Origin of the sequence: Salegentibacter sp. (assembly GCF_036568425.1) — a bacterium.
Lineage (GTDB): Bacteria > Bacteroidota > Bacteroidia > Flavobacteriales > Flavobacteriaceae > Salegentibacter.
The window spans coordinates 65,038-85,735 of sequence record NZ_DATCSO010000099.1 but is presented as its reverse complement, the minus strand read 5'-3'; the positions used below and the strand labels follow the sequence as shown (position 1 = coordinate 85,735).

At 39.2% G+C, this 20,698-nt stretch carries 16 protein-coding genes; 5 read left to right on the top strand and 11 right to left on the bottom strand.

The window, feature by feature from the left end:
- Positions 1-26 precede the first annotated feature (26 nt).
- Complete coding sequence (locus VIM94_RS09705) at positions 27-2,147, top strand: peptidylprolyl isomerase (protein ID WP_332039101.1); 2,121 nt, start codon at positions 27-29, stop codon at positions 2,145-2,147.
- A gap of 53 nt (positions 2,148-2,200) precedes the next feature.
- On the opposite strand, the gene VIM94_RS09700 is transcribed toward VIM94_RS09705, so the two are convergent.
- Both VIM94_RS09700 and VIM94_RS09695 read right to left on the bottom strand, forming a co-directional pair.
- A complete protein-coding gene (locus tag VIM94_RS09700; RefSeq protein WP_332039100.1) occupies positions 2,201-3,121 on the bottom strand; it encodes a GYDIA family GHMP kinase in 921 nt (306 codons plus the stop codon).
- Positions 3,118-4,437: a hydroxymethylglutaryl-CoA reductase, degradative gene (locus VIM94_RS09695; RefSeq protein WP_332039099.1), complete on the bottom strand. Its 1,320-nt coding sequence runs from the start codon at positions 4,435-4,437 to the stop codon at positions 3,118-3,120. Before VIM94_RS09695 ends, VIM94_RS09700 begins: the two co-directional genes overlap by 4 nt.
- 194 nt (positions 4,438-4,631) lie before the next feature.
- Here VIM94_RS09695 and VIM94_RS09690 point away from each other — a divergent pair, with 194 nt between their 5' ends.
- From VIM94_RS09690 to VIM94_RS09680, 3 genes are all read left to right on the top strand, one after another.
- Entirely contained in the window at positions 4,632-6,797 is a 2,166-nt protein-coding gene (locus VIM94_RS09690) for a S9 family peptidase (RefSeq protein WP_332039098.1), read from the top strand.
- A gap of 15 nt (positions 6,798-6,812) precedes the next feature.
- Entirely contained in the window at positions 6,813-8,384 is a 1,572-nt protein-coding gene (locus tag VIM94_RS09685; RefSeq protein ID WP_332039097.1) for a peptide MFS transporter, read from the top strand.
- Between the two features lie 100 nt (positions 8,385-8,484).
- Positions 8,485-9,021 carry a thioredoxin family protein gene (locus VIM94_RS09680; RefSeq protein WP_332039096.1) on the top strand — a complete coding sequence of 179 codons (537 nt, stop codon included), beginning with the start codon at positions 8,485-8,487 and terminating at the stop codon, positions 9,019-9,021.
- Here the strand turns inward: VIM94_RS09680 and VIM94_RS09675 are convergent.
- From VIM94_RS09675 to surE, 5 genes are read right to left on the bottom strand one after another with little or no spacing between them, the layout of a single operon-like run.
- Positions 9,018-11,096 (bottom strand): ComEC/Rec2 family competence protein, encoded by a 2,079-nt coding sequence (locus tag VIM94_RS09675; protein WP_332039095.1) that lies wholly within the window; start codon positions 11,094-11,096, stop codon positions 9,018-9,020. The genes VIM94_RS09680 and VIM94_RS09675 overlap by 4 nt on opposite strands.
- A gap of 52 nt (positions 11,097-11,148) precedes the next feature.
- On the bottom strand, positions 11,149-11,655 hold the full coding sequence (locus VIM94_RS09670) for a C40 family peptidase (protein ID WP_332039094.1): 507 nt from the start codon (positions 11,653-11,655) through the stop codon (positions 11,149-11,151).
- Between the two features lie 7 nt (positions 11,656-11,662).
- Positions 11,663-12,775, bottom strand: a complete 1,113-nt coding sequence (gene lpxB, locus VIM94_RS09665) for a lipid-A-disaccharide synthase (protein ID WP_332039093.1) — start codon at positions 12,773-12,775, stop codon at positions 11,663-11,665.
- The gene (locus tag VIM94_RS09660; RefSeq protein ID WP_332039092.1) at positions 12,776-13,057 is read right to left on the bottom strand and encodes a hypothetical protein; all 282 of its coding nucleotides are present in this window, start codon (positions 13,055-13,057) and stop codon (positions 12,776-12,778) included.
- A complete protein-coding gene (gene surE / locus VIM94_RS09655; RefSeq protein ID WP_332039091.1) occupies positions 13,050-13,832 on the bottom strand; it encodes a 5'/3'-nucleotidase SurE in 783 nt (260 codons plus the stop codon). The genes VIM94_RS09660 and surE overlap by 8 nt, the downstream gene beginning before the upstream one ends.
- Before the next feature lie 146 nt (positions 13,833-13,978).
- Here surE and VIM94_RS09650 point away from each other — a divergent pair, with 146 nt between their 5' ends.
- A complete protein-coding gene (locus VIM94_RS09650) occupies positions 13,979-16,120 on the top strand; it encodes a carboxy terminal-processing peptidase (protein ID WP_332039090.1) in 2,142 nt (713 codons plus the stop codon).
- Positions 16,121-16,256: 136 nt separating this feature from the next.
- Here VIM94_RS09650 and rodA read toward each other — a convergent pair whose 3' ends face one another.
- Genes rodA through mreC form a run of 4 tightly spaced genes read right to left on the bottom strand, consistent with a single transcriptional unit; the run spans position 16,257 to position 20,687 of the window.
- A complete protein-coding gene (gene rodA / locus VIM94_RS09645; protein WP_332039089.1) occupies positions 16,257-17,507 on the bottom strand; it encodes a rod shape-determining protein RodA in 1,251 nt (416 codons plus the stop codon).
- A complete protein-coding gene (gene mrdA / locus VIM94_RS09640; RefSeq protein WP_332039088.1) occupies positions 17,508-19,370 on the bottom strand; it encodes a penicillin-binding protein 2 in 1,863 nt (620 codons plus the stop codon).
- A complete protein-coding gene (locus tag VIM94_RS09635) occupies positions 19,367-19,873 on the bottom strand; it encodes a rod shape-determining protein MreD (RefSeq protein ID WP_332039087.1) in 507 nt (168 codons plus the stop codon). The genes mrdA and VIM94_RS09635 overlap by 4 nt, the downstream gene beginning before the upstream one ends.
- Positions 19,866-20,687: a rod shape-determining protein MreC gene (gene mreC / locus VIM94_RS09630; RefSeq protein ID WP_332039086.1), complete on the bottom strand. Its 822-nt coding sequence runs from the start codon at positions 20,685-20,687 to the stop codon at positions 19,866-19,868. The genes VIM94_RS09635 and mreC overlap by 8 nt, the downstream gene beginning before the upstream one ends.
- Between the last annotated feature and the right edge of the window lie 11 nt (positions 20,688-20,698).

The following is a 20,698-nucleotide window of genomic DNA, read 5'->3' as shown; positions in this document are numbered from 1 at the left end:
TATATTCCGATAAATAATAACTACAAATGGCAGTATTAAATAAAATCAGACAGCGTTCTGTTTTCTTGATCATTATCATTGCTTTGGCACTTTTTTCATTCGTGTTAGCCGATGTGATCCGTAATGGAGGTTTTTCTTCCGCTAAATCTCAAAATGTTATCGCAACCGTTAATGGGGAAGAAATTGATAGGGAAGAGTTTGCCCAAAATGTTGAAGCTTTTCAGCGAAATATGGGAGCAAATGCGACTACCGCCCAGGCTGTAAACCAGGTGTGGGAAAATAAACTACGCGAGATCATCCTTGAGGAAGAATTGGAAGACTTAGGTGTGCGTGCAGAGCAAGCCCAAATAAAGGAAATGATGCGTTCACAAATGCGTGGGAACCCTAACTTCACTAATGAAGCGGGAATGTTCGATGAAAACCGCTTAAGAGAATATGTTGCTACGATGAAGGCTACTTCTCCGGAGGCTTACCGTCAATGGATCGATTTCGAGAACAGTCTTGGAGGTGCTGCCCGTGAAAATATTTACTTTACTATGGTTGCTGCTGGAGTAGGAGCTACCCTTACAGAGGGAGAGCAGGCTTATCGATTCCAGAACGATAACATAGATATGAAATTCGTGCAGATTCCTTATTCTTCAGTCTCAGATGATGAAGTAGAGGTAAGCAAAGACGAGATCAGGAATTATATTAAAAAGAATCCTGCCAAATTTGAAACTGAAGCTTCCAGAAACATTCAATATGTGTTCTTTGAGGAAGGTGCTTCAGAGGAAGATCGTAGTGAAGCAAAAGAATCTCTAATCGGGTTAATGGAAGAAAGGGTAGAATACAATTCTGCTGCGCAGGCTAATGATACTTTGCCAGGCTTTAACGAAACTACAGATTACGAAAACTTTGTTAATTCAAACTCTGATCTTCCTTACCAGGATAGATATATGTTCAGAAATGAACTTCCATCAGAAGTACGTGACGATCTATTTAATCTTGAAGTGGGAGAAACTTTTGGGCCATATGAGCACGATGGATATTTTAAGATTAGCAAAATGGTAGATGCAAAGCAGATGGCAGATTCAGCCAAAGCCAGTCATATTTTGATCTCCTATCAAGGACTGCAATTTGCGCCAAATGTGACCAGAAGCAAAGAAGAAGCCAAGCAATTGGCTGACAGTATCGCGAATGTGGTTCACAGTGATAAGTCTCAATTTGCAAATTTAGCTGCAGAATATTCTTCAGATGAATCTAATAAAGCTGAGGGCGGAGACCTTGGGTATTTTGGCCCTGGGGATATGGTACCCGAATTTGATTCTTATATCTTTGAAAATAATGCCGGTGATATAGGGGTGATAGAAACCGATTTTGGTTACCATGTTATCCATATAGAAGAGCAGAGCGACAGAGAAAGAGCTGTGAAAATCGCAACCATTGCCCGGGAAATTGAAGCTTCTGAGCGTTCAAGAAACAATCTTTTTAATGAGGTTACAAAATTTGAAATTGCTGCACGTGAAGGTGATTTCTCAGAACAGGCAAAATCAGAAAACCTTGAACTTAGAACTGTGAGAGATGTTAAGGCATTGGAGGAAAATATTCCTGGAATAGGCAACCAAAGAAGAATCGTTCAATGGGCATTTGAAGAAGGTGTGAAAGTTGGTGATGTTAAAAGGTTTGATACCGCCCAGGGTTATGTTGTAGCTCAACTTACTGCGAAAAGGGATGCCGGACTTATGAGTGCCGAAAATGCATCATCTGAAGTGATTCCGATTCTCACCAAACAAAAGAAAGCGGAGATTATTAAGAACAAAATAAGTGGGAATAGTCTTGAGGAGATCGCAGCTGCGCAAAACAGTAGTGTTCAGTCTGCCAATGCTGTCAACTTAAATAGTCCCACCCTTCCTGGTGCTGGAAGCGAACCTGCAGTAGTGGGTTCTGTTTTCGCGATGGAACCTGGGGAGGTAAGCAAGCCCATAACCGGAGAAAAAGGAGTGTATGTAGTGGAATTGGTTAATAAAAATGAAGCTCCTGCAATGGATTCGTATAAGAGTTTCGCGGATCAGGAAACTGCAAAACAACGTCAGGCTGCTGCTCAACGAGCCTATGAAGCCTTAAAGGAAAAGGCCGAAATCGAAGATAACCGAGCCAGATTTTATTAGTCTGAAAGAATAAAATCACTGTTTAAAAACGCCTCCTTTTTAGGGGGCGTTTTTTATAGTATCATATTGCTGAATGGAATAATAGTATTGTAATTTTTATCTCTGAAGTACTGCTGGTCCTCTTCATTACCCGTTACGAGAATAAAATCCCCACCCCAGCCCCCAAGGCTTTTTATACTTCCGGAGAAATCAGGGAATAGTCTGGTTTTAATTTTTGGTAGGTTTACGGCTTTTGAGACAAGGGTTTCGTGAATATCCATTAAAATTTGAAATTCGGCCAGGCTTCCACAATGAAGAAATTGCTCGGTAAGCCCGGATATTTTGTTTGTAAGAACATCAATGTTCTCTTGGGGTTGGTTACGGTAATGAGCAATAGCTTCCCGGCTATTCTGTTTCTGGTTCAGGTAAACAAAAAACAATTGCTCCTTAAAACCCGGTTCAAAATGACATTTTAATACTGAGGTCTCGCCATTTATTAATTGATAAGTGAATGCAGAATCCTGTTGTGCGGCGGCAATATCATAACCGCTGCCACCAAAGGTGTCTTTTAAAAGTTGGTAAGCATCTATATTAAGCCATGTGGCTATATTATTTATTAAAGTTGACGAGCTGCCTAAACCCCATTCGCGGTTAAACTCGAGTTTGGTAGTTATTCTGAATCCCTGGTTTTTAGAAAAGAACTCAGGAGTGAGAGTTTTAGCCACATTTAGTACCTGGGCCAGACGTGATGCAGTTGCGGAAGATTTATTGTTTTCTTCCTTCAGAATAAAATTATCATTTTTTAAAATAAAGCTAGACTTAAACCAGATGTTGTTTTTTTCATCAAGGCTTGTCCACGAAATTTCGGTTTCATTTGTGTTCTCCACCTTCATTTCCTGGCCATATCTTGTAGGTAAGGCCAGGGCTTTTGCTCCATTAAGAACGGCGTATTCTCCGGTGATTAGTAATTTTCCATGGCTGTAAAATTTCCTCATTGCAGACGTATCTTTTCGAGTTGCTCAATAACACTACTATGAGTAACCGTGTGATGTTTAAAGTAATCGGTTAAGGTGAGTTTCTCTTCCCGGGTTGCGTTTTGTTGATTAAGAATGTTCATTAGGTGCATTTTCATATGCCCTTGTTGAATTCCGGTGGTAATGAGGGACCGTACCGCGGCAAAATTCTGAGCCAGCCCGGCAACAGCCACTATTTTCATTAGTTTTTTTGCGGAAGGTTGCTGGAGTATGTCCAGGGCGAGTTTTACCAAGGGATGCAGGCTTGTAAGCCCGCCTACTGTTCCCAGTGCCAGAGGAATTTCCATCCAGAAGCTAAAAATTCCGTTTTTCACTTTAGCATGCGATAGACTGCTGTAGTTGCCACTTTTTGAGGCGTAAGCGTGTATCCCTGCTTCTACGGCCCTAAAATCATTTCCTGTGGCCAAAACAACGGCATCAATGCCGTTCATAATACCTTTATTGTGTGTAACCGCCCGGTATGGTTCCACTTCGGCGATCTTTATTGCCTGGAGGAACTTTTCAGCAAACTCCTGGCCGGTCATTTGGTCATCTTCCGATAGTTCTTCTACCGGGCACGAAACTTCTGCACGCACCAGGCAATGAGGTACATAATTAGAAAGGATACTCATTATGATCTCGATCTGCTTTTCTTTACTGTCAAAAGCCTCAAATTCTTTAGCCTCTTCCTGAAGAACTTCTGCAAATTTTTCTAGACAGGAATTGATGAAGTTCGCACCCATAGAGTCCTGGGTGTCGAAAGTGCAGTGTAACTGGAAGTAATTGTTTAAGCTTTCTGTTTTATCCTTAAGTTCAATATTTAGTATTCCGCCGCCACGTTTTTCCATGTTTTTGGTAACAGGCTTAACCGCTTCAATCATCTTCGGTTTTACTTCCTCAAAAAATACGGTAAGTTTTTCCGGGTCTCCCACATAAGTAAAATGAACCTGCCCGATCTTTTGGGTGTCGATTACTTCGGCTTTAAATCCACCGCGAGATCTCCAGAATTTTGCCGCTTTACTGGCAGCTGCAATCACCGAGCTTTCCTCAATTGCCATTGGTAGAGCAAGAAGTTCTTCGTTAATCAGGAAATTTGGGGCCAGACCAAAAGGGAGATAGAAGTTTGACAGGGTATTTTCGGTAAATTCATCGTGCAGCTGTTGCAGCCGGGAGTCTTCATTCCAGTATTGCCTGAGCACCCGCACATCTTCAGGTTGATCTTTCAGGTAAGTTTCGGCAAGCCAATCTATTTTTTCCTTTTTCGTTAATTTGGAAAAACCACTAATAGGTGAGATCATAGTTCATTCAATTTTCGCTGGGCAAAGATACAAAGCTTAAATTTAGGTGACTGAAAAATGAAAATTGGGAACGAATATTTAAAAAGTTCCAACCTTACTTTTCTTTAACAAATCCTTAGTATTTAACATTCTTCATTAACATATTTTGCTGAAATTTTAGTAAACTTGGGCATTGAGACCTATATCAAAAAAATATGAAATTTAGAAATATTGTACTGGGCTTTATAATCACTGCATCCTCAGTTGTTTATGCACAGGAGAAGCAAATCACACAAGAAGAGATCTGGGATGGGACTTTTAGACAGGAACGACTACAATCTCTTCAATCACTGGATAATGGTAAGGAATATGTGGTATTAAACCGCGAAAATGGGACTGCCAGCATAGATGTTTATAATTATAAAAGCGGTGAGAGATCCCGCAGTCTGGTTTCCACAGGGAATCTTGATGAGATTTCTTCTTTTCAGGGCTTTGAATTAAGCGATGATGAAAGTAAAATTTTGCTTTCTACCGAAATGGAACAGATTTATAGGAGATCGTCACGCGGAGTCTACTATATCTACGATACTCATGATGGGAGCCTTATAAAACTTTCTGATAAAAAAGTGCAGGAGCCCACATTTTCACCCGATGCCTCGAAAGTCGCATACGTTTATGAAAATGACATTTACATTTTTGATATTAATTCTGGTGAAGAAACCCGGGTTACTTCTGATGGAGAAAAGAACAAGATTATTAATGGAGTTACAGATTGGGTTTACGAAGAGGAATTTGCCTTTGTAAGAGCCTTTGAGTGGAATAAAAATGGAAAGTGGATCGCTTTTTTAAGATTCAACGAAGAAAATGTTCCGGAATTCTCTATGGATATGTTTGGAGAAGAACTTTACCCAAGACAGGAAGTGTTCAAATATCCTAAAGCCGGTGAGGCCAATTCTAAGGTAAGTTTGCATTTGTATGAACTGGCTTCCGAAGAAAAAGAAAATGTGGAATTGGGAGATTATGAAGATTTCTATATTCCAAGGATAAAATGGACTCAGGATCCTGAGATTTTAAGTGTACAGGTATTGAACAGGCACCAGAACAAACTGGATCTAATCTTTGTTGATGCTGAAGATAATGAAGCTGAAGTGGTAATGACTGAGACCGATGAGGCTTATATTGATGTTACCGATAACCTGACCTTTCTGGAAGACAATGATTTTATCTGGACCAGCGAAAAGGATGGTTGGAACCATATTTATCTTTATGATGAAGACGGGGAACTTGAAAATCAAGTAACATCGGGAGACTGGGAAGTAACCAACTATTATGGCTATGATAAAAAGTCGAACAGAATCTTTTACCAGAGTACCGAGAACGGAAGCGTGAATCGCGACGTTTATTCCATAAAACCAAACGGAAAAGGAAAAAGACGGTTAACGGATAAAACCGGAATGAACAGTGCCGATTTTAGTGCCGACTACACTTATTTTATCAATTCATTTACCAATACCGAAACTCCATATCAATACACCCTTCACAATGCTAAAAATGGCAAACTGGTAAGGAAGATAAAGGATAATTCGGCTTTGCTGGAAAAGGAAGAAGCTTATGGTTTTTCTCCAAAAGAGTTGAGCACCATTGAAGTAAATGGCAATGAACTAAATATGTGGATGATTAAACCATCAGATTTTGATCCTAATAAAGAATATCCCTTATTAATGTTCCAGTATTCGGGACCTGGATCACAGTCGGTTTCTAATTCTTACTTCGGAACTAATGATTACTGGTATCAGCTACTTGCAGATAAGGGCTATATCATAGCAACCGTAGATGGAAGAGGGACTGGTCTTAAGGGAGCTGATTTTAAAAAGGTTACTCAAAAAGAACTTGGAAAATACGAGGTAGAAGACCAGATAGAAGCTGCCAGAGTCTTAGGTTCCAGAGAATATATCGATGAAGACCGTATAGGTATTTGGGGTTGGAGCTACGGTGGGTTTATGTCTTCAAATGCCATTTTGAAGGGGAATGATGTATTTTCACTGGCTATCGCGGTTGCTCCTGTTACTAGCTGGAGGTTCTACGATACTATTTATACTGAAAGATATATGACTACGCCACAGGAAAACCCATCGGGATATGATGAAAATTCTCCGATAAATCATGTGGAAAAACTTAAAGGTGATTACTTACTAATTCATGGAGGAGGAGATGATAATGTACATCTTCAAAACACTATGCGGATGGTAGAAGCTCTTATCCAGGCCAACAAACAATTTGACTGGGCGATCTACCCTGATAAAAACCACGGAATCTATGGTGGGAATACCAGGCGTCACCTTTATACCAAAATGACCAATTTTATCACTGAAAATCTTTAAACCAAACCTAAGTTAATGGCAACTACAACAACACCAGCACCTCAAAAGGAACTATTTGGGCACCCAATGGGGCTTTATATTTTGTTTTTTACTGAAATGTGGGAGCGTTTTTCATATTATGGAATGCGCGCAATCCTTGTTTTATATTTGGTAAGTGCAACTACCGATGGGAATGCCGGTCTTGGCTGGACACAGGGAGAGGCGCTTGCTCTTTACGGGTGGTACACTATGCTTGTTTATATTGTTTCAATTCCCGGCGGTATAATTGCCGATAAACTCCTGGGACAGAAAAAAACCGTACTCTGGGGTGGGATTATCCTGGTTGCAGGACATACCATTCTTGCCGTTGAAGAAATGTGGGCATTTTATACTGGCTTAGGCCTTATCATTGCTGGGGTTGGGATGCTTAAACCTAATATTTCTACCATGGTAGGAGGACTCTACAAACCGGGGGATATTAGAAGAGATAAAGGATTTACCATTTTTTATATAGGGATTAACCTGGGAGCATTTCTTTCAAGTTTGATTGTTGGATATGTAGGAGAGCAGGTTGGCTGGCACTGGGGCTTCGGTCTTGCAGGAATCGCAATGGCTCTCGGTTTGATCGTGTATCTTTGGGGGCAAAAGTACCTTGTAAATGTTGGTAATTTATTATCCAAAGCTGAAAGAGATGAAGGTGCTTCTCTTACAGGACTATTCTCAGACTTACTCCAATCGCCACTTCAGTTGGTTATTACTTCCATATTAATGATTGTTTCATTATATGTTTTGGTTTTTGAGTCATGGGCCTATGGACTGTTATTTATCTTTCTTTCCCTGGTTACTGCGATGATGCTTATGGTTTATAAAGATTTAACCACGCAGGTTATGAAGGACCGATACGTAGTAATGCTCTTATCCTTTATTTTAGTAATTGTGTTCTGGGGAGCTTTTGAACAGGCTGGAGGCCTGATGAATATTTATGCGCTGGATAAAACCAACCGGGCCCTTCCATTTACCTTGCCGGGAATAGGAAATGAGGTTCCTGCATCCTGGTTTCAGTCATTAAACGCATTATTTATAATCACTTTTGGTGTAATTGTAGCTAATTTCTGGGCTAAACGAAAACTAAAGAATAAAGAAGCCTCTTCTATCTTTAAGATGGCAGTAGGGGTTATAATAATGGGCTTAGGTTTTGTTTTCATGGCTGCCGCTTCTGTTCAGTTTGAAGCAAATGGATCTTCAGCAATGTACTGGCTGGTACTTGCATACCTTTTCCATACAATTGGAGAGCTAAGTAGCTCACCTGTGGCTTTATCCTTCATTACCAAACTTGCGCCTATGAAATATGCGTCCCTTATGATGGGAGTTTATTTTGCAGCTACCGGCCTTGGAAATAAGGTTGCCGGAATACTTGGAGAATTTGCTGCGGAAGCAGGAGATTTTGCAATTTTTACTGGTATCACAATATTTACTGTAAGCTTCGCTGTAATTGTGCTTATTATGCTTAAACCTCTAAAACGTCTTACTCATGGAGTTGAAGATGAAGAGCATGAAATGCTGGAGCAGGAAAACTATGAGATTGCCGATACCGAGAAGAAGCATTAATTTAATTTGTTTTATAATAAGAAAAACGTTCCTTAAATTTGAGGAACGTTTTTTGTTAGGATAGAATTGTTGTTCGACTAAAACCTAAAATATTTTTTCTATGCGTAAAATCTCTATTCTATCTTTATTGTTTTTGGTAACAAGTTTCCTTCAGGCTCAGGAGATTAATTGGATGTCTATGAATGAAGCTTTGGAGGCCCAGGAAAAGGAACCTAAAAAGATATTTATGGATGCCTATACCACCTGGTGTGGCCCTTGTAAGATGCTTGATAGAAATACTTTTTCCAATAAGGATGTGATTCAATATGTGAATGAAAATTATTATGCAGTAAAATTCAACGCTGAAGGGGACGAGGAAATTAATTTTCAGGATAAAAAATTTACCAACCCTAATTTTGATCCTAATAAAAAGGGTAGGAATACAATGCATCAATTCACGGCAGCATTAGGAGTAAGAGGTTATCCTACGCTGGTCTTCTTTGATGAAGAAGCAAACTTAATAGCACCAATAACCGGTTACCGAACTCCAAAACAATTGGAGGTTTATTTAAAATTGTTCGGTACCGATGATTATAAAAAAATGACAACAAAAAAAGCGTTCGCTGAATATCAGGAAAACTTTGAAGGTACTTTTTAGTTATAAAGTTTAAGTGTTAGTTGATATAGAGCCTTTGGTTCTGTAGAAATGCGGAAAGCTCCCTTTTTACCTGTATGGTGGAAAGGGACTTTTTGTTTTCGGCAGGTTTCTTCCCAACGGGCTATAAAGCTGTGGAAATTACTGCCATCGGCAATTACCTTTGAAGGTTTTGTTAAAATTAGTACACGCTCCAGGTTAATCTTTGGAGAATGAGTGATTAGAATAAGTTCAGGTTTTAGATTCGGAACATCATAGATCCCGCTGCTGTCGATAATTAAAAGTTTCTTATTCATAAATCTCAAAACATTTTTGATAGTGTCAGTTTCTATTTTTGTAATATTCTTTCCGGTTTTATAGTCACTAATTATTCTTTGGGCAGCCGCGAGACTATCCGGATTATGATAGAGTTGCAAATTCTTGTTTTGATATTGACCTATTAGATTGTTCCTGCTTTTATGGAATATAACGGCTTCTTCAGAAAAATGCTTTTGTTTTTCAAAAATATGGCTCACCTGAAAACTTATAACTCCCAGGATTAGATAAACAAGAGTTCTGTAGTTTTTTTGATTCAGCAGAAAAAAGAAACTCAGGATTATCAAATAGGCCGTAAAACTTTGAAGCAAAGAAAATGAAATCTCTTTAAAAAGGAAATTTTCTTGTATCGCGACCCAACCAATAAATTGGTTCATATAACTAATTAGTTGTCCATAGATCTCAGCTAATAGCCCGGGTAAAGCATTTAATAAGCTTAAAAGGATTATTAAAATTCCTAAACCAAGTATTATTCCCAAGCTTGGAAGAATTACCAGGTTTGATAGAAAGAATAAGGCCGGGAATTGATGAAAATAAAACAGACTTAATGGTAAAACTCCAAGCTGTGCTGCGATACTAACCGTTAACAATCCCCACAAATATCTTATCAACTTAAATTTAGGTCTTAGCAGTTGATAAAGAAAAGGCTGAAAAATTACAATACTGAAAACAGCCAGATAACTTAGCTGAAAACCTACCTGGAAAATATAAAAAGGATTTATGAGGAGTAAAACAAATAGAGAGACAAACAGGCTGTTCATTACACTGGTTTTACGTCTAAGCTGCATTCCTATCGCCACAAACGAAAACATACTTACAGCTCTAACGACAGACGGGGATAATCCTGCAAGTAGCGCGAAGCCCCACATAAGTGAAAGCAAGAGGATGGTTTTTATAATCCTGCCATTTTTTAAGTTTTCTAATGGTTTTAGTAGAAAATTGAGAATAAGTAAAATTATTCCAACATGTAATCCTGAAACCGCTAGTATATGTATGGCCCCGGCTGCGGCATATTGATCGCGGATCTTTCGGGAGATATCCCTACGCTCGCCCAAAAGCAAAGCCTGGATAATGCTCAATTCTTCTTCTGAAAAAGTGGCTGCCTTTAGTTTTGTTATAATCTGTTCTCTTAAATTTTCAGCGAAAATCATAGGGGAGGAGGCCTGGCCAATCTTCAGGATTTCTTCTGAATTAATTTGAAGTTGTTTTAATACCGCTTGTTTTTCCATGTAAGCCTTATAGTCAAACTGATATGGATTAAGCGGAGAATTGATTTCTGATGGCCGGTAGGGAAAAAGTAATATATCACCTACCTGGAGTTTTGTGGAATCTATTTCGGTAGTAAGCAAAAGCTTACCTTCTGTTTTAAAAGCCTTCTGATGCTCTGTTTTGAAGGCTTCTGCTTTAATAATGTACCGCTGGTTATATGGAGTGGGCTTCAATTTTGCGGCAATGCGAGCCTGAAGCAAACTTCTTGCAGAATTTATTTCAGTATTGATATAGTGCTGCGGCCGGTTTTCTGGTTTGTGAAGACTGGTCGTTAAAAAACCCAGGGAAAAAGTGATAAGAAAGACCAGAATTCCGAAGAAAGCATCAGGGAAGATCTGCCTTCTGGCGCGAAAAAAAGCGAAAATAAAAACAAGAGCCAGCAGGCTGATTACCCAAAATAAAACCTGTAGTTGGATATCCAGGAAAAAACCAGCTATTATTCCCGGGAGAAAGCTAAGGCTTAGTTTTATAAATGTGAAATTCAGAAATTGCATCGCTTAATTTATAGAGCGATTTGGGGAAAAGACTAAGGAAGATATGAAAAATTTATAAAACCCGGCGAGCCATCACAAAATTGTTTTTCCAGTAATTGTTTTCCAGAGAAGAAATAATCACTCCCCGGGATGTAGAAGAGTGAATAAACCTTATCTCGTCTGCAACCTCCACCACCAGGCCAACGTGATTGATAACTTTTCTTTTTTTGTCGGTTTCAAAGAACAATAAATCCCCCGGAGAGACTTCTTTAAGGTAAAGTCTCTTGCCTTTCAGGGATAGATCCCGTGAGGTGCGGGGCATAGGGATATCTTCTTTTAGAAATGAGGTGTAGATCAATCCGGAACAATCCATGCCTTTTTTAGTGGTTCCGCCATATTTGTAACGAGTTCCCTCAAACTCCAAAGCGTGGGAGATAATATTACGTACCTGCTTATTTGCTGACTCTATATGGGGGGCATTTTGGTTTTTTGTAGTAACCACCTTAGACCGGGAGGAGCCGCAGGAGGTGAGGGCCAGGCCTGCGATAATACAAATCATCAACTTTAAGCGAATTTGCATAGCGGGTTTATTTAATTGAATCAAAAATTAATTGCGCGGTTTTTTGGCTTGCACCTTTGCCGCCTAATTTCTGCTCCAGCAAATAATAATCTTCAAAAATCTTTTTTCTATGCTCATCCTCCAGGATTTTGGTGAGTTCTCTTCTTAAGGAAACCTTATTGAAATCCCTCTGAATTAATTCTGTTACTACTTCGCGTTCCATAATTAAATTTACAAGGGAAATATAATCCAGATTCACAATCTGTTTAGCGATGTGGTAAGAGATGAAACTACCTTTATAACAAACCACCTCAGGCACCTTAAAAAGGGCTGTCTCCAAAGTCGCTGTTCCCGAAGTTACTATAGCTGCGTGAGAAAGGCCTAGTACTTCGTAGGTCTTATTCATAACCAGTTTAACCTGGTTCTTCTTTAAAAAAGGCTTGTAGAAATCTTCATCCTGACTTGGGGCGCCTGCGATAATAAACTGATAATCCGGGAAGTCACTGGTTATACTCAACATGATTTCCAGCATTTTTGCTATTTCCTGTTTTCGGCTTCCGGGAAGTAATGCGATTATAGGCCTATCATTTAAGTCATACTGTTTTTTAAAATCTGGGGCATCAACAATTTTTTGATTGGCGATTGCATCAATTAGTGGGTGGCCTACAAAGTGAACGGGAAAATTATGCTTTCTCTCATAAAATTCTTTTTCAAAGGGGAGGATAACATACATCTGGTCAATATCCCTTTTTATAGCTTTGATGCGATTTTCTTTCCAGGCCCAGATTTGTGGTGAAATATAGTAATGAGTCCTAAAGCCTTGTGCTTTTGCCCATTTTGCAATGCGCATATTAAAGCCTGGATAATCTACAAAGATGATTACGTCTGGCTGGAATTTACTAATATCATCTTTACAGAACTTTATATTGCGAAGTATGGTTTTTAAGTTCGCAAGAACTTCAGCAAAACCCATAAATGCCAGCTCGCGGTAATGCATTACCAATTCTCCTCCTTGCTGTTGCATAAGATCGCCGCCCCAGAATCGAAATTCCGCCTTAGGATCTGTATCTTTTAGGGCTTTCATCAGGTTTGAGGCGTGTAGGTCGCCCGAAGCTTCGCCGGCAATGAGGTAGTATTTCATTTAAAATATTTTTGAAAATGCGATGGCTACAGCAGCTACAATAGTAGCGAGTAATACACCCCTTGCATGATAATGTTGTTTCTTTTTCAGGAAAACAAAAAATGGCAGAAAATTAAGGATGGCTCCCAGAGCGATGATCTTTCCGATGTAATCGTTGATGATAGCGTCTTCAATAGTATGGTCTATCCCATATGCTGAAAAAATAAGGATATAAAGAAGAATCCCTCCAATATTGAAGGCAAGCCCAACAAGAAATCCTATAAAAATATTCTGCTTAATCATTGAGTTCCCAGTTATTAAGATCGTCCATAAAATGATGAGCAGTAAGATCGAATTGGATCGGAACTACGGAAACAAATCCGTTGGCAAGAGCCCATTCATCTGTGTCTTCACCTTTGTCCTTGTTGACAAACTTTCCGGTGAGCCAGTAATAATCACGACCCTGTGGATTGGTTCTTTTATCGAATTCCTCTTCCCAATGAGCATTAGCCTGACGACATACTTTAATACCTTTAATCTCTGAAGCCTGAAGTTTAGGTAAGTTTACATTGAGTACAACCCCCTTTGGGAGCCCTTGTTTTAAAACTTTCCGTGTAATTGCTTTTACAAACTTTTTTGAAGGTTCGAAATCGGCGGTAAGTGAATAATCGAGCAGCGAAAAACCTATAGCTGGAATTCCTTCAATCCCGGCTTCTACTGCCGCACTCATTGTACCTGAATAAATGACATTAATCGAGGAATTGGATCCATGGTTTATTCCACTTACACAAAGATCGGGTTTGCGATGCAGGATTTCCTGGGTAGCGATCTTTACGCAGTCGGCCGGAGTCCCGGAGCAGCTATATTCTTTATGTTTATAGCTTTCCTTAATGGTAACCGGTTCACAAAAAAGAGTATCGCTAATGGTTATGGCATGTCCCATTCCGCTTTGCGGACTATCAGGGGCAACAACGATAACGTCTCCAAGTTCTTTCATTACCTCGATCAAAGCCCTTATTCCAGGTGCTGTAATTCCATCGTCATTGGTGACCAGGATCAATGGTTTTTCTTTATCCATGCATTTCGAAATTGTTATTGCTAAAATAGTAATTTCCTAAGGAAAGCCTATCTTAGTAGTTTAACAAATTATTAGTGTCCGTGCCGTGTCTTGGCACAATTTTTAATGTATTTTGGTAAGCCATTATGATGAAAATTATTCGATTTATGAAAAGGAACCCTAAAATTCTTATAGTACTGCTGTTAATGGCAGTTGCTAGCTGTAGTTTTACTACAAAAAGTTTTGATGATCCCAATAAAGATAAAGTTTTAATAGACCTTATTACTTATGTACTTAATCAGGGACATTATGACGCCAAAGACGTGAACGATGAATTCTCTAAAGGAGTTTATAAAGATTATCTTCGAAGCCTCGATGGGTCTAAGCGATTCTTCTACGCCAGCGATATAGAAGAATTCAGCGAATATGAAGAACTAATCGATGACTATATTAAGTCTAAGGATATCAGCTTTTTTGATCTTACCTACCAACGCTTGATGAAGCGTTCTGATGAATCTCGGGAGATATACAAGGAAATTCTGGCTTCCCCATTTGATTTTGATAAAAAAGAAGAACTCAACACAAGTTTTGAGGATCTGGATTATGTAGATTCAAAAAAAGAAATGAAAGAAAGATGGAGAAAGCAACTTAAGTTTTCTACGCTTATCAACTTTCACGATAAAAAAGAGGCTGAAGAGCAAAAGAAAGAAGAAGATCCAGATTATACGATAAAATCTGATGAAGAACTTGAAAAGGAAGCCCGGGAAGTAACCCTTACTTCACTTGAAGAGTACTATGATTTCACCGATGACCTTGAACGAAAGGATTATTTTTCAGTATATATCAATGCAATCGTAGAGGAATTTGATCCACATACATTTTATTTTGCGCCACAGGATAAGGATAGATTCGATATGGCAATGTCAGGTAAACTGGAAGGAATTGGAGCAAGACTGCAGAAAAAGAGTGACAATATTACCATTATGGAAGTGATCTCCGGTGGGCCAGCCTGGAGAAGCGACGAACTGAGTGAGGGGGATGTAATTCTTAAAGTGAAGCAGGAAGATGAAGATGAGGCGGTAAGTATTGTTGGAATGCGCCTTGACGATGCAGTTAAACTTATAAAAGGTCCAAAAGATTCTAAGGTAACTTTAACTGTTAGAAAGAAATTACTTGGTACAATAGAAAATATTACCCTAACCCGGGATGTTGTAGAGATTGAAGAAACCTATGCTAAAACTTCTATGGTTAAAAAGGGGGGTAAGAATTTTGGAGTAATTAACCTGCCGAAATTTTATTTCGATATGGAGAATTATGCTGAAAGGAATGCCGCTTCAGATATAGAAAAAGATATCGTTCGTCTTAAAAAACAAGGCATGGACGGTCTTGTATTGGATTTGAGAAATAATGGTGGAGGTTCACTTAAAACCGTAGTGGATATCGCCGGATTATTTATCGAAAAAGGTCCTATTGTTCAGGTGAAATCAAGTGGTCAGAAAAAAGAAATTTTAAAGGATAAAGACCCAACTGTTTTATGGGATGGTCCTCTTGTTATTCTTGTGAATGAACTTTCGGCCTCGGCATCAGAAATATTGGCTGCTGCTATGCAGGATTATAAAAGAGCTGTAATTATTGGAAGTAAACAAACCTACGGGAAAGGTACCGTGCAAAACGTAATAGACCTTAACCGTTGGTTGCGCAATAGTAATAATGATTATGGCGATTTAGGAGCTTTAAAATTAACCACCCAGAAATTCTACAGGGTTAATGGTGGTTCAACTCAGTTAGAAGGAGTGAAAAGTGACGTAGTGGTTCCCGATCGTTACAGTTTCGTAGATATTGGTGAGAAAGATATGGAAAACCCTTTGCCCTGGGATAAGATTGATGCTGCCGATTATGATACCTGGGATGGGTATGTGGATTTTGAAGAAACCATTGAGAGAAGTAAACAAAGAATGAATGAGAATAAACAGTTAAAGCTTATCGAGGAAAATGCCAGGTGGATCAAAACCCAGAGCGATAATAATGTTCATTCCCTTAATTATGCTGAATATAGTAGAAGTGCTGCGGAAAACAAGCGCATTGCCAAACGTTTCGATTCTTTAAAAGAATATGCTACAGACCTTTCCTATACCTCTCTTCCTTATGAAAAAGAACTTTTTGTAAGTGATACCATTTTAAAAGAGAAAAGGGATAGGTGGCATACCAACTTAAGCAAAGATATTTACATAGAAGAAGCCCTGAATGTTCTTTCTGAGCTCAAGGTTAATAATGTAAAAAGAAATAAAGTGGCCAGGATTAATAATTAAGAAGTGGCCTTATAATAATAAATGCCCCGGGAGTTCCGGGGCATTTTTAATTTTATATAATGATGAAACGCAAATATATTTATCCGGTTATAATATTGATGGTAGCGGCCCTGTTGCTTCTGGCAGAACGTTGTAATTAAATATATGAGATCCTTTCGGCATCCAGTTTAATGAAGATAAACAGTAATATGGTGAAGGCCCAGAGTCCGGAGCCACCATAACTGAAAAAGGGCAGAGGTATTCCTACGGTTGGGAAAATGCCTATGACCATCCCTATATTGACCAGAAAGTGCATAAAAATTATTCCTATCAAGCTATAACCATAAACACGGTTAAATTGAGAGCGTTGTCTTTCGGCCAGGTAAAGCAACCTAAGCAGGAGTAAAATAAATAGGATTAAAACAAAACTGCTTCCCAGGAAACCCCATTCTTCTCCAACGGTGCTGAAGATATAATCGGTATGTTGTTCGGGAACAAAATGGCCTTTGGTTTGTGTTCCTTCTGTCCAGCCTTTCCCAAACCATCCTCCACTGCCTATAGCGATCTCACTTTGGTTTGTATTGTAGCCTATCCCCCGGGAGTCAACCTCTTTTCCTAATACAATATTGAAACGGTCGCGGTGATGTTGTTTGAAAACATTTTCAAAAACATAATTCACCGATAAGGAAAAGCCCACAGCTACCGCTATTAGGAATAAATATTTGATAATATTGGGTCTCCTTTTTCGGTTTTTAAGGAACATTAGAGCACCAATTATCAGGATTCCACCAATAACCCAAGGGATTCCGAAGGCAAGGGTAGATACAAATAGGATAGCTGCGAAAAAGCCCAGAAGTAAATAAGCAAAATGTAAACCTTCGCGGTAAAGGGGGAAGATAAAGGCAAAGTAAACCATAGCACTCCCCGCATCGGGCTGCAGCATTACCAGTAATACCGGTAGACTGATTATTACAAATACCTTTAGCTGATGCTCAAATTCTTTTAAATTAACCTGAATTCCACTTACGTATTTCGCTACAGCAAGAGCCGTGGCGACTTTTGCGAATTCAGCGGGTTGAAGGCTAACCGGCCCTATTACATACCATGCGGTTTGACCGGCAATGGTTTTCCCAAATACAAACAACCCTGCAAGACTTAAAAGGCTTATTATATAAATTACACTGGAAAAACGCTGATAGAATCGGGGTTCGATAGACAGTACGATGATAAGCAGCAGGAAACTAAGCACGATCCATAAACCCTGCCTGCCATAAACCTGGTTAAGGTCGAAAAAGTTGCCGGTATTAACACCCAGGGAAGCAGAATATATATTGGCCCAGCCAAAACCAACCAGGAGTAAAAAAATCAGAATTGTAGTCCAGTCGTAACCTGTTATGCTTTTGGCCATTTATTGGTTAATTATAAAAGGTTCGCCACTTAAGGGTTTGGCATATTCATCTTTAAGGCTGTTTTCCAGAATCCACTGTTCCATATCGGTTCGGGTGATCTCCCCCTTAATATATTTTTCCACCATTAAGCTGGCAATTCGACCTGCATACCTGCTTCCCCAATATCCGTTCTCTACGAAAACCGCGATCGCTATCTTAGGATTATCTACCGGAGCAAAAGCTACAAAAATTGAATGGTCGGTGAGTTGAACCCTCTTTCCATCTATTTTAGTGAAATTTTCTGCTGTTCCGGTTTTTCCGGCAATCTCAATTCCCGGAATCTGGAGGCTGCGGGCTGTCCCGCTTTTATATACCTGATGCATGCCTTCAATTATTGGATCAAAATGCCTTGCATCTATGGTAGTGTGGTTTTTAACAGTGAATTTTTCTTCCTTTATAGGGTCTCCGTCAACTTTCTTTAAAATATGTGGGGTATAATACCAACCACGATTAGCAATGGTAGCTGTCATATTGGCTAATTGAATTGGAGTCATCAAAACTTCTCCCTGGCCGATGGCGTTAGAAAGAGTTGCGGTAGCATACCAATTATGGTTGGGATAAATAGAATTATAGTATTCCGAATCTGGAATTTTACCTGGTCTTCCAGTGCTTAAATCGTTCCCCATAAATTGGCCTAGACCGAAACTATTTAAATGTTCACTCCATACATCCATTCCTTCCTGTGGAGTTGGGTACTTTTCAATTGTTTTTCTGTAAACCTGGGCAAAATAGGCATTACAGGATTGGGCCACTCCAGAAATAAGATTTAATGGACTAGGATGAGCATGACATCCCATTCGACTACTTCTTCCATAAGAATAGCCATTATTGCAATAAAATTTGTCCTTGGTATCTATCACATTTTCTTGTAATGCAATTAAACCCGTTAGGGTCTTGAAAGGAGAACCAGGGGGGTATTCGGCCAGAAGTCCGCGATCGTAAAGAGGTTGAGCAATAGAGTCGTAGTAAAGCCGGGTGTAGTTAGGTGATCTTTTTCGCCCAACCAATAAAGCTGGATCGTAACTAGGAGCAGTCACCAGGGCTAGTATTTCACCGGTGGCAGGTTCGAGAGCTACAATTCCTCCACGTTTATTTTGCATAAGTTTTTCTCCGTATTCCTGCAATTTGGAATCCAGGGTAATACTTATGTCTTGCCCTTTTTCGGGTAGGGTGTCGAATATGCCATCTTTATAGGGGCCGATATCTCTGTTAAAACGGTCTTTTTGAATATATTTCACACCTTTTACTCCCCGTAATAATTCTTCGTAAACTTTTTCTACACCACTCCGGCCAATGAGGTCACCCGAAATATAGTAGGGATTGTCTTTGATGATCTGTTTGTTTACCTGTGCGATATAGCCCAGCACATTTGCACTGTGATCTACCTGATAATCTCTTAAAGAACGTTTCTGAATATAAAAACCTTCGTATTTCCGCATTTTTTCCTGCAAAAAGGCATATTCACTTTTAGTTAGCTGCGGAATAATAACCGAGGGCAAGAGCGGAGAATAGATCTTGGCTTTATCTAGTTTTTTACCCAGTTCTTCCGGGGTAATATTCAAGATTTCTGAAAATTCGAGGGTGTCGAATGGTTTAAGGTTTCTGGGAATCACCATCACATCATAAGATGGCTGGTTAGAAACCATAAGTTCTCCGTTTCGGTCGTAAATGTAACCGCGCTGCGGGTAATCATAATTTATTTCTATGGCATTATCCTGAGATCTGAGGGCAAGTGAGGTGTCAATTACCTGAAGATAGAAAATTCGGGCCAGGAAAATGAGGCCGGTTGTTAGAATTATTATGTAGAGAAGTAACTTTCTCATCTATATTTTTTGCTGAAAAGGCTAAGGCTTAAGATTACCAGAATTACGGTGAATATACTTGAAAATAACGTCTTTTTCAAGATCAATATTATATGGCTTAAGCTGAACATTTCCAAAGAAAATAAGATGAAATGATGAATTAAAACTATTAATAAAATATAGCTTAATCTCGCCCCAAAGGGAGTAGCCGAAAGCCTGATATTCTGATGGTCATAACTTACTCCAAAGGAAAACCTTAAAAGATTTGGACGAACAAATGCGGCGATTAAACTGGCAGCAGCGTGAATGCCACCACTATCCTCAAAAATATCAATACTGAGTCCCAGAAAAAATGAAAGGATTAGAAAGAAACTCTGATTGCTATTAAAGGGGTACAGAAGTATAAAAAGTACATACAGATATGGGTTTATATAACCCAAAAAATTAATATTGTTCAGGATCAGGACCTGCAATAAGATCAAACCGATAAAGCGGGCGGTATTTGAAAGTACACTACTATTCATCTTCGGTTTCTAATGATAAAATTAAATCCCGGTCTACATTTTCAATAATGTATACAAAGCCAATATTGGTCATATCGTTAAACAAGCGCACATCGATTTTATAATAACTGCCACTTTCATCCATCTCAAAACCCTCAATGCTGCCAATAGGTAGACCTTCAGGGAAAATAAGCGAGCGTCCCCCGGTGGTTATGGTATCCCCTTGCTTTACCGGTGCCTGTCTGGGCACATCAATAAGCTGAACCAGGTTGGGATCTCTTCCATTCCAAATCAGACTTCCAAAATGATTGGTTTTGCTTAATTGAGCGTTTATTCTCGATTCGGTATGCAAAATGGAAATAACCCGGGAAAAACTACTGTTAACTCTATCTACAATGCCAATAACCCCTTTGCTGGTAACTACTCCAAATTCAGGTTGAATTCCGTCTTCTTCTCCCTGGTTTATCGTTAGATAATTATCGGCTTTGGCGTAATTGTTATTGATTACCCGGGCAGTTCTAAAATAATAAGTTCCTTCAAAAGAACTGCTGTCACGATAATTTTCGATTGAAATAGTATCATTAAGGTTGGTGAGGATATTTCGCAACTCCTTATTTTCCTCGAGCAAACGCTTATTGTATTCTTCCAGATGCAGATAATCCTTTAAATCACTTGTCCAGGAATAGATTCCGCCGGTTATTGCATTAGCAGAACTTATAAACCTGCTTTTATGAAAGGAATGAGTTTGGATCGTAAAAAATACAGATAAGGCCAGCAGAAATAAGAATAGGATATTATTCTTATTGCGGATAAGAAAATTAAAAATTTGCTGCATAAGCTATCTTC

Coding starts and splice junctions, on each gene's coding strand:
- VIM94_RS09705 (WP_332039101.1), top strand. CDS start 27: ATGGCAGTATTAAATAAAATCAGACAGCGTTCTGTTTTCTTGATCATT.
- VIM94_RS09700 (WP_332039100.1), bottom strand. CDS start 3,121: ATGAGGAAATTTTACAGCCATGGAAAATTACTAATCACCGGAGAATAC.
- VIM94_RS09695 (WP_332039099.1), bottom strand. CDS start 4,437: ATGATCTCACCTATTAGTGGTTTTTCCAAATTAACGAAAAAGGAAAAA.
- VIM94_RS09690 (WP_332039098.1), top strand. CDS start 4,632: ATGAAATTTAGAAATATTGTACTGGGCTTTATAATCACTGCATCCTCA.
- VIM94_RS09685 (WP_332039097.1), top strand. CDS start 6,813: ATGGCAACTACAACAACACCAGCACCTCAAAAGGAACTATTTGGGCAC.
- VIM94_RS09680 (WP_332039096.1), top strand. CDS start 8,485: ATGCGTAAAATCTCTATTCTATCTTTATTGTTTTTGGTAACAAGTTTC.
- VIM94_RS09675 (WP_332039095.1), bottom strand. CDS start 11,096: ATGCAATTTCTGAATTTCACATTTATAAAACTAAGCCTTAGCTTTCTC.
- VIM94_RS09670 (WP_332039094.1), bottom strand. CDS start 11,655: ATGCAAATTCGCTTAAAGTTGATGATTTGTATTATCGCAGGCCTGGCC.
- lpxB (WP_332039093.1), bottom strand. CDS start 12,775: ATGAAATACTACCTCATTGCCGGCGAAGCTTCGGGCGACCTACACGCC.
- VIM94_RS09660 (WP_332039092.1), bottom strand. CDS start 13,057: ATGATTAAGCAGAATATTTTTATAGGATTTCTTGTTGGGCTTGCCTTC.
- surE (WP_332039091.1), bottom strand. CDS start 13,832: ATGGATAAAGAAAAACCATTGATCCTGGTCACCAATGACGATGGAATT.
- VIM94_RS09650 (WP_332039090.1), top strand. CDS start 13,979: ATGAAAAGGAACCCTAAAATTCTTATAGTACTGCTGTTAATGGCAGTT.
- rodA (WP_332039089.1), bottom strand. CDS start 17,507: ATGGCCAAAAGCATAACAGGTTACGACTGGACTACAATTCTGATTTTT.
- mrdA (WP_332039088.1), bottom strand. CDS start 19,370: ATGAGAAAGTTACTTCTCTACATAATAATTCTAACAACCGGCCTCATT.
- VIM94_RS09635 (WP_332039087.1), bottom strand. CDS start 19,873: ATGAATAGTAGTGTACTTTCAAATACCGCCCGCTTTATCGGTTTGATC.
- mreC (WP_332039086.1), bottom strand. CDS start 20,687: ATGCAGCAAATTTTTAATTTTCTTATCCGCAATAAGAATAATATCCTA.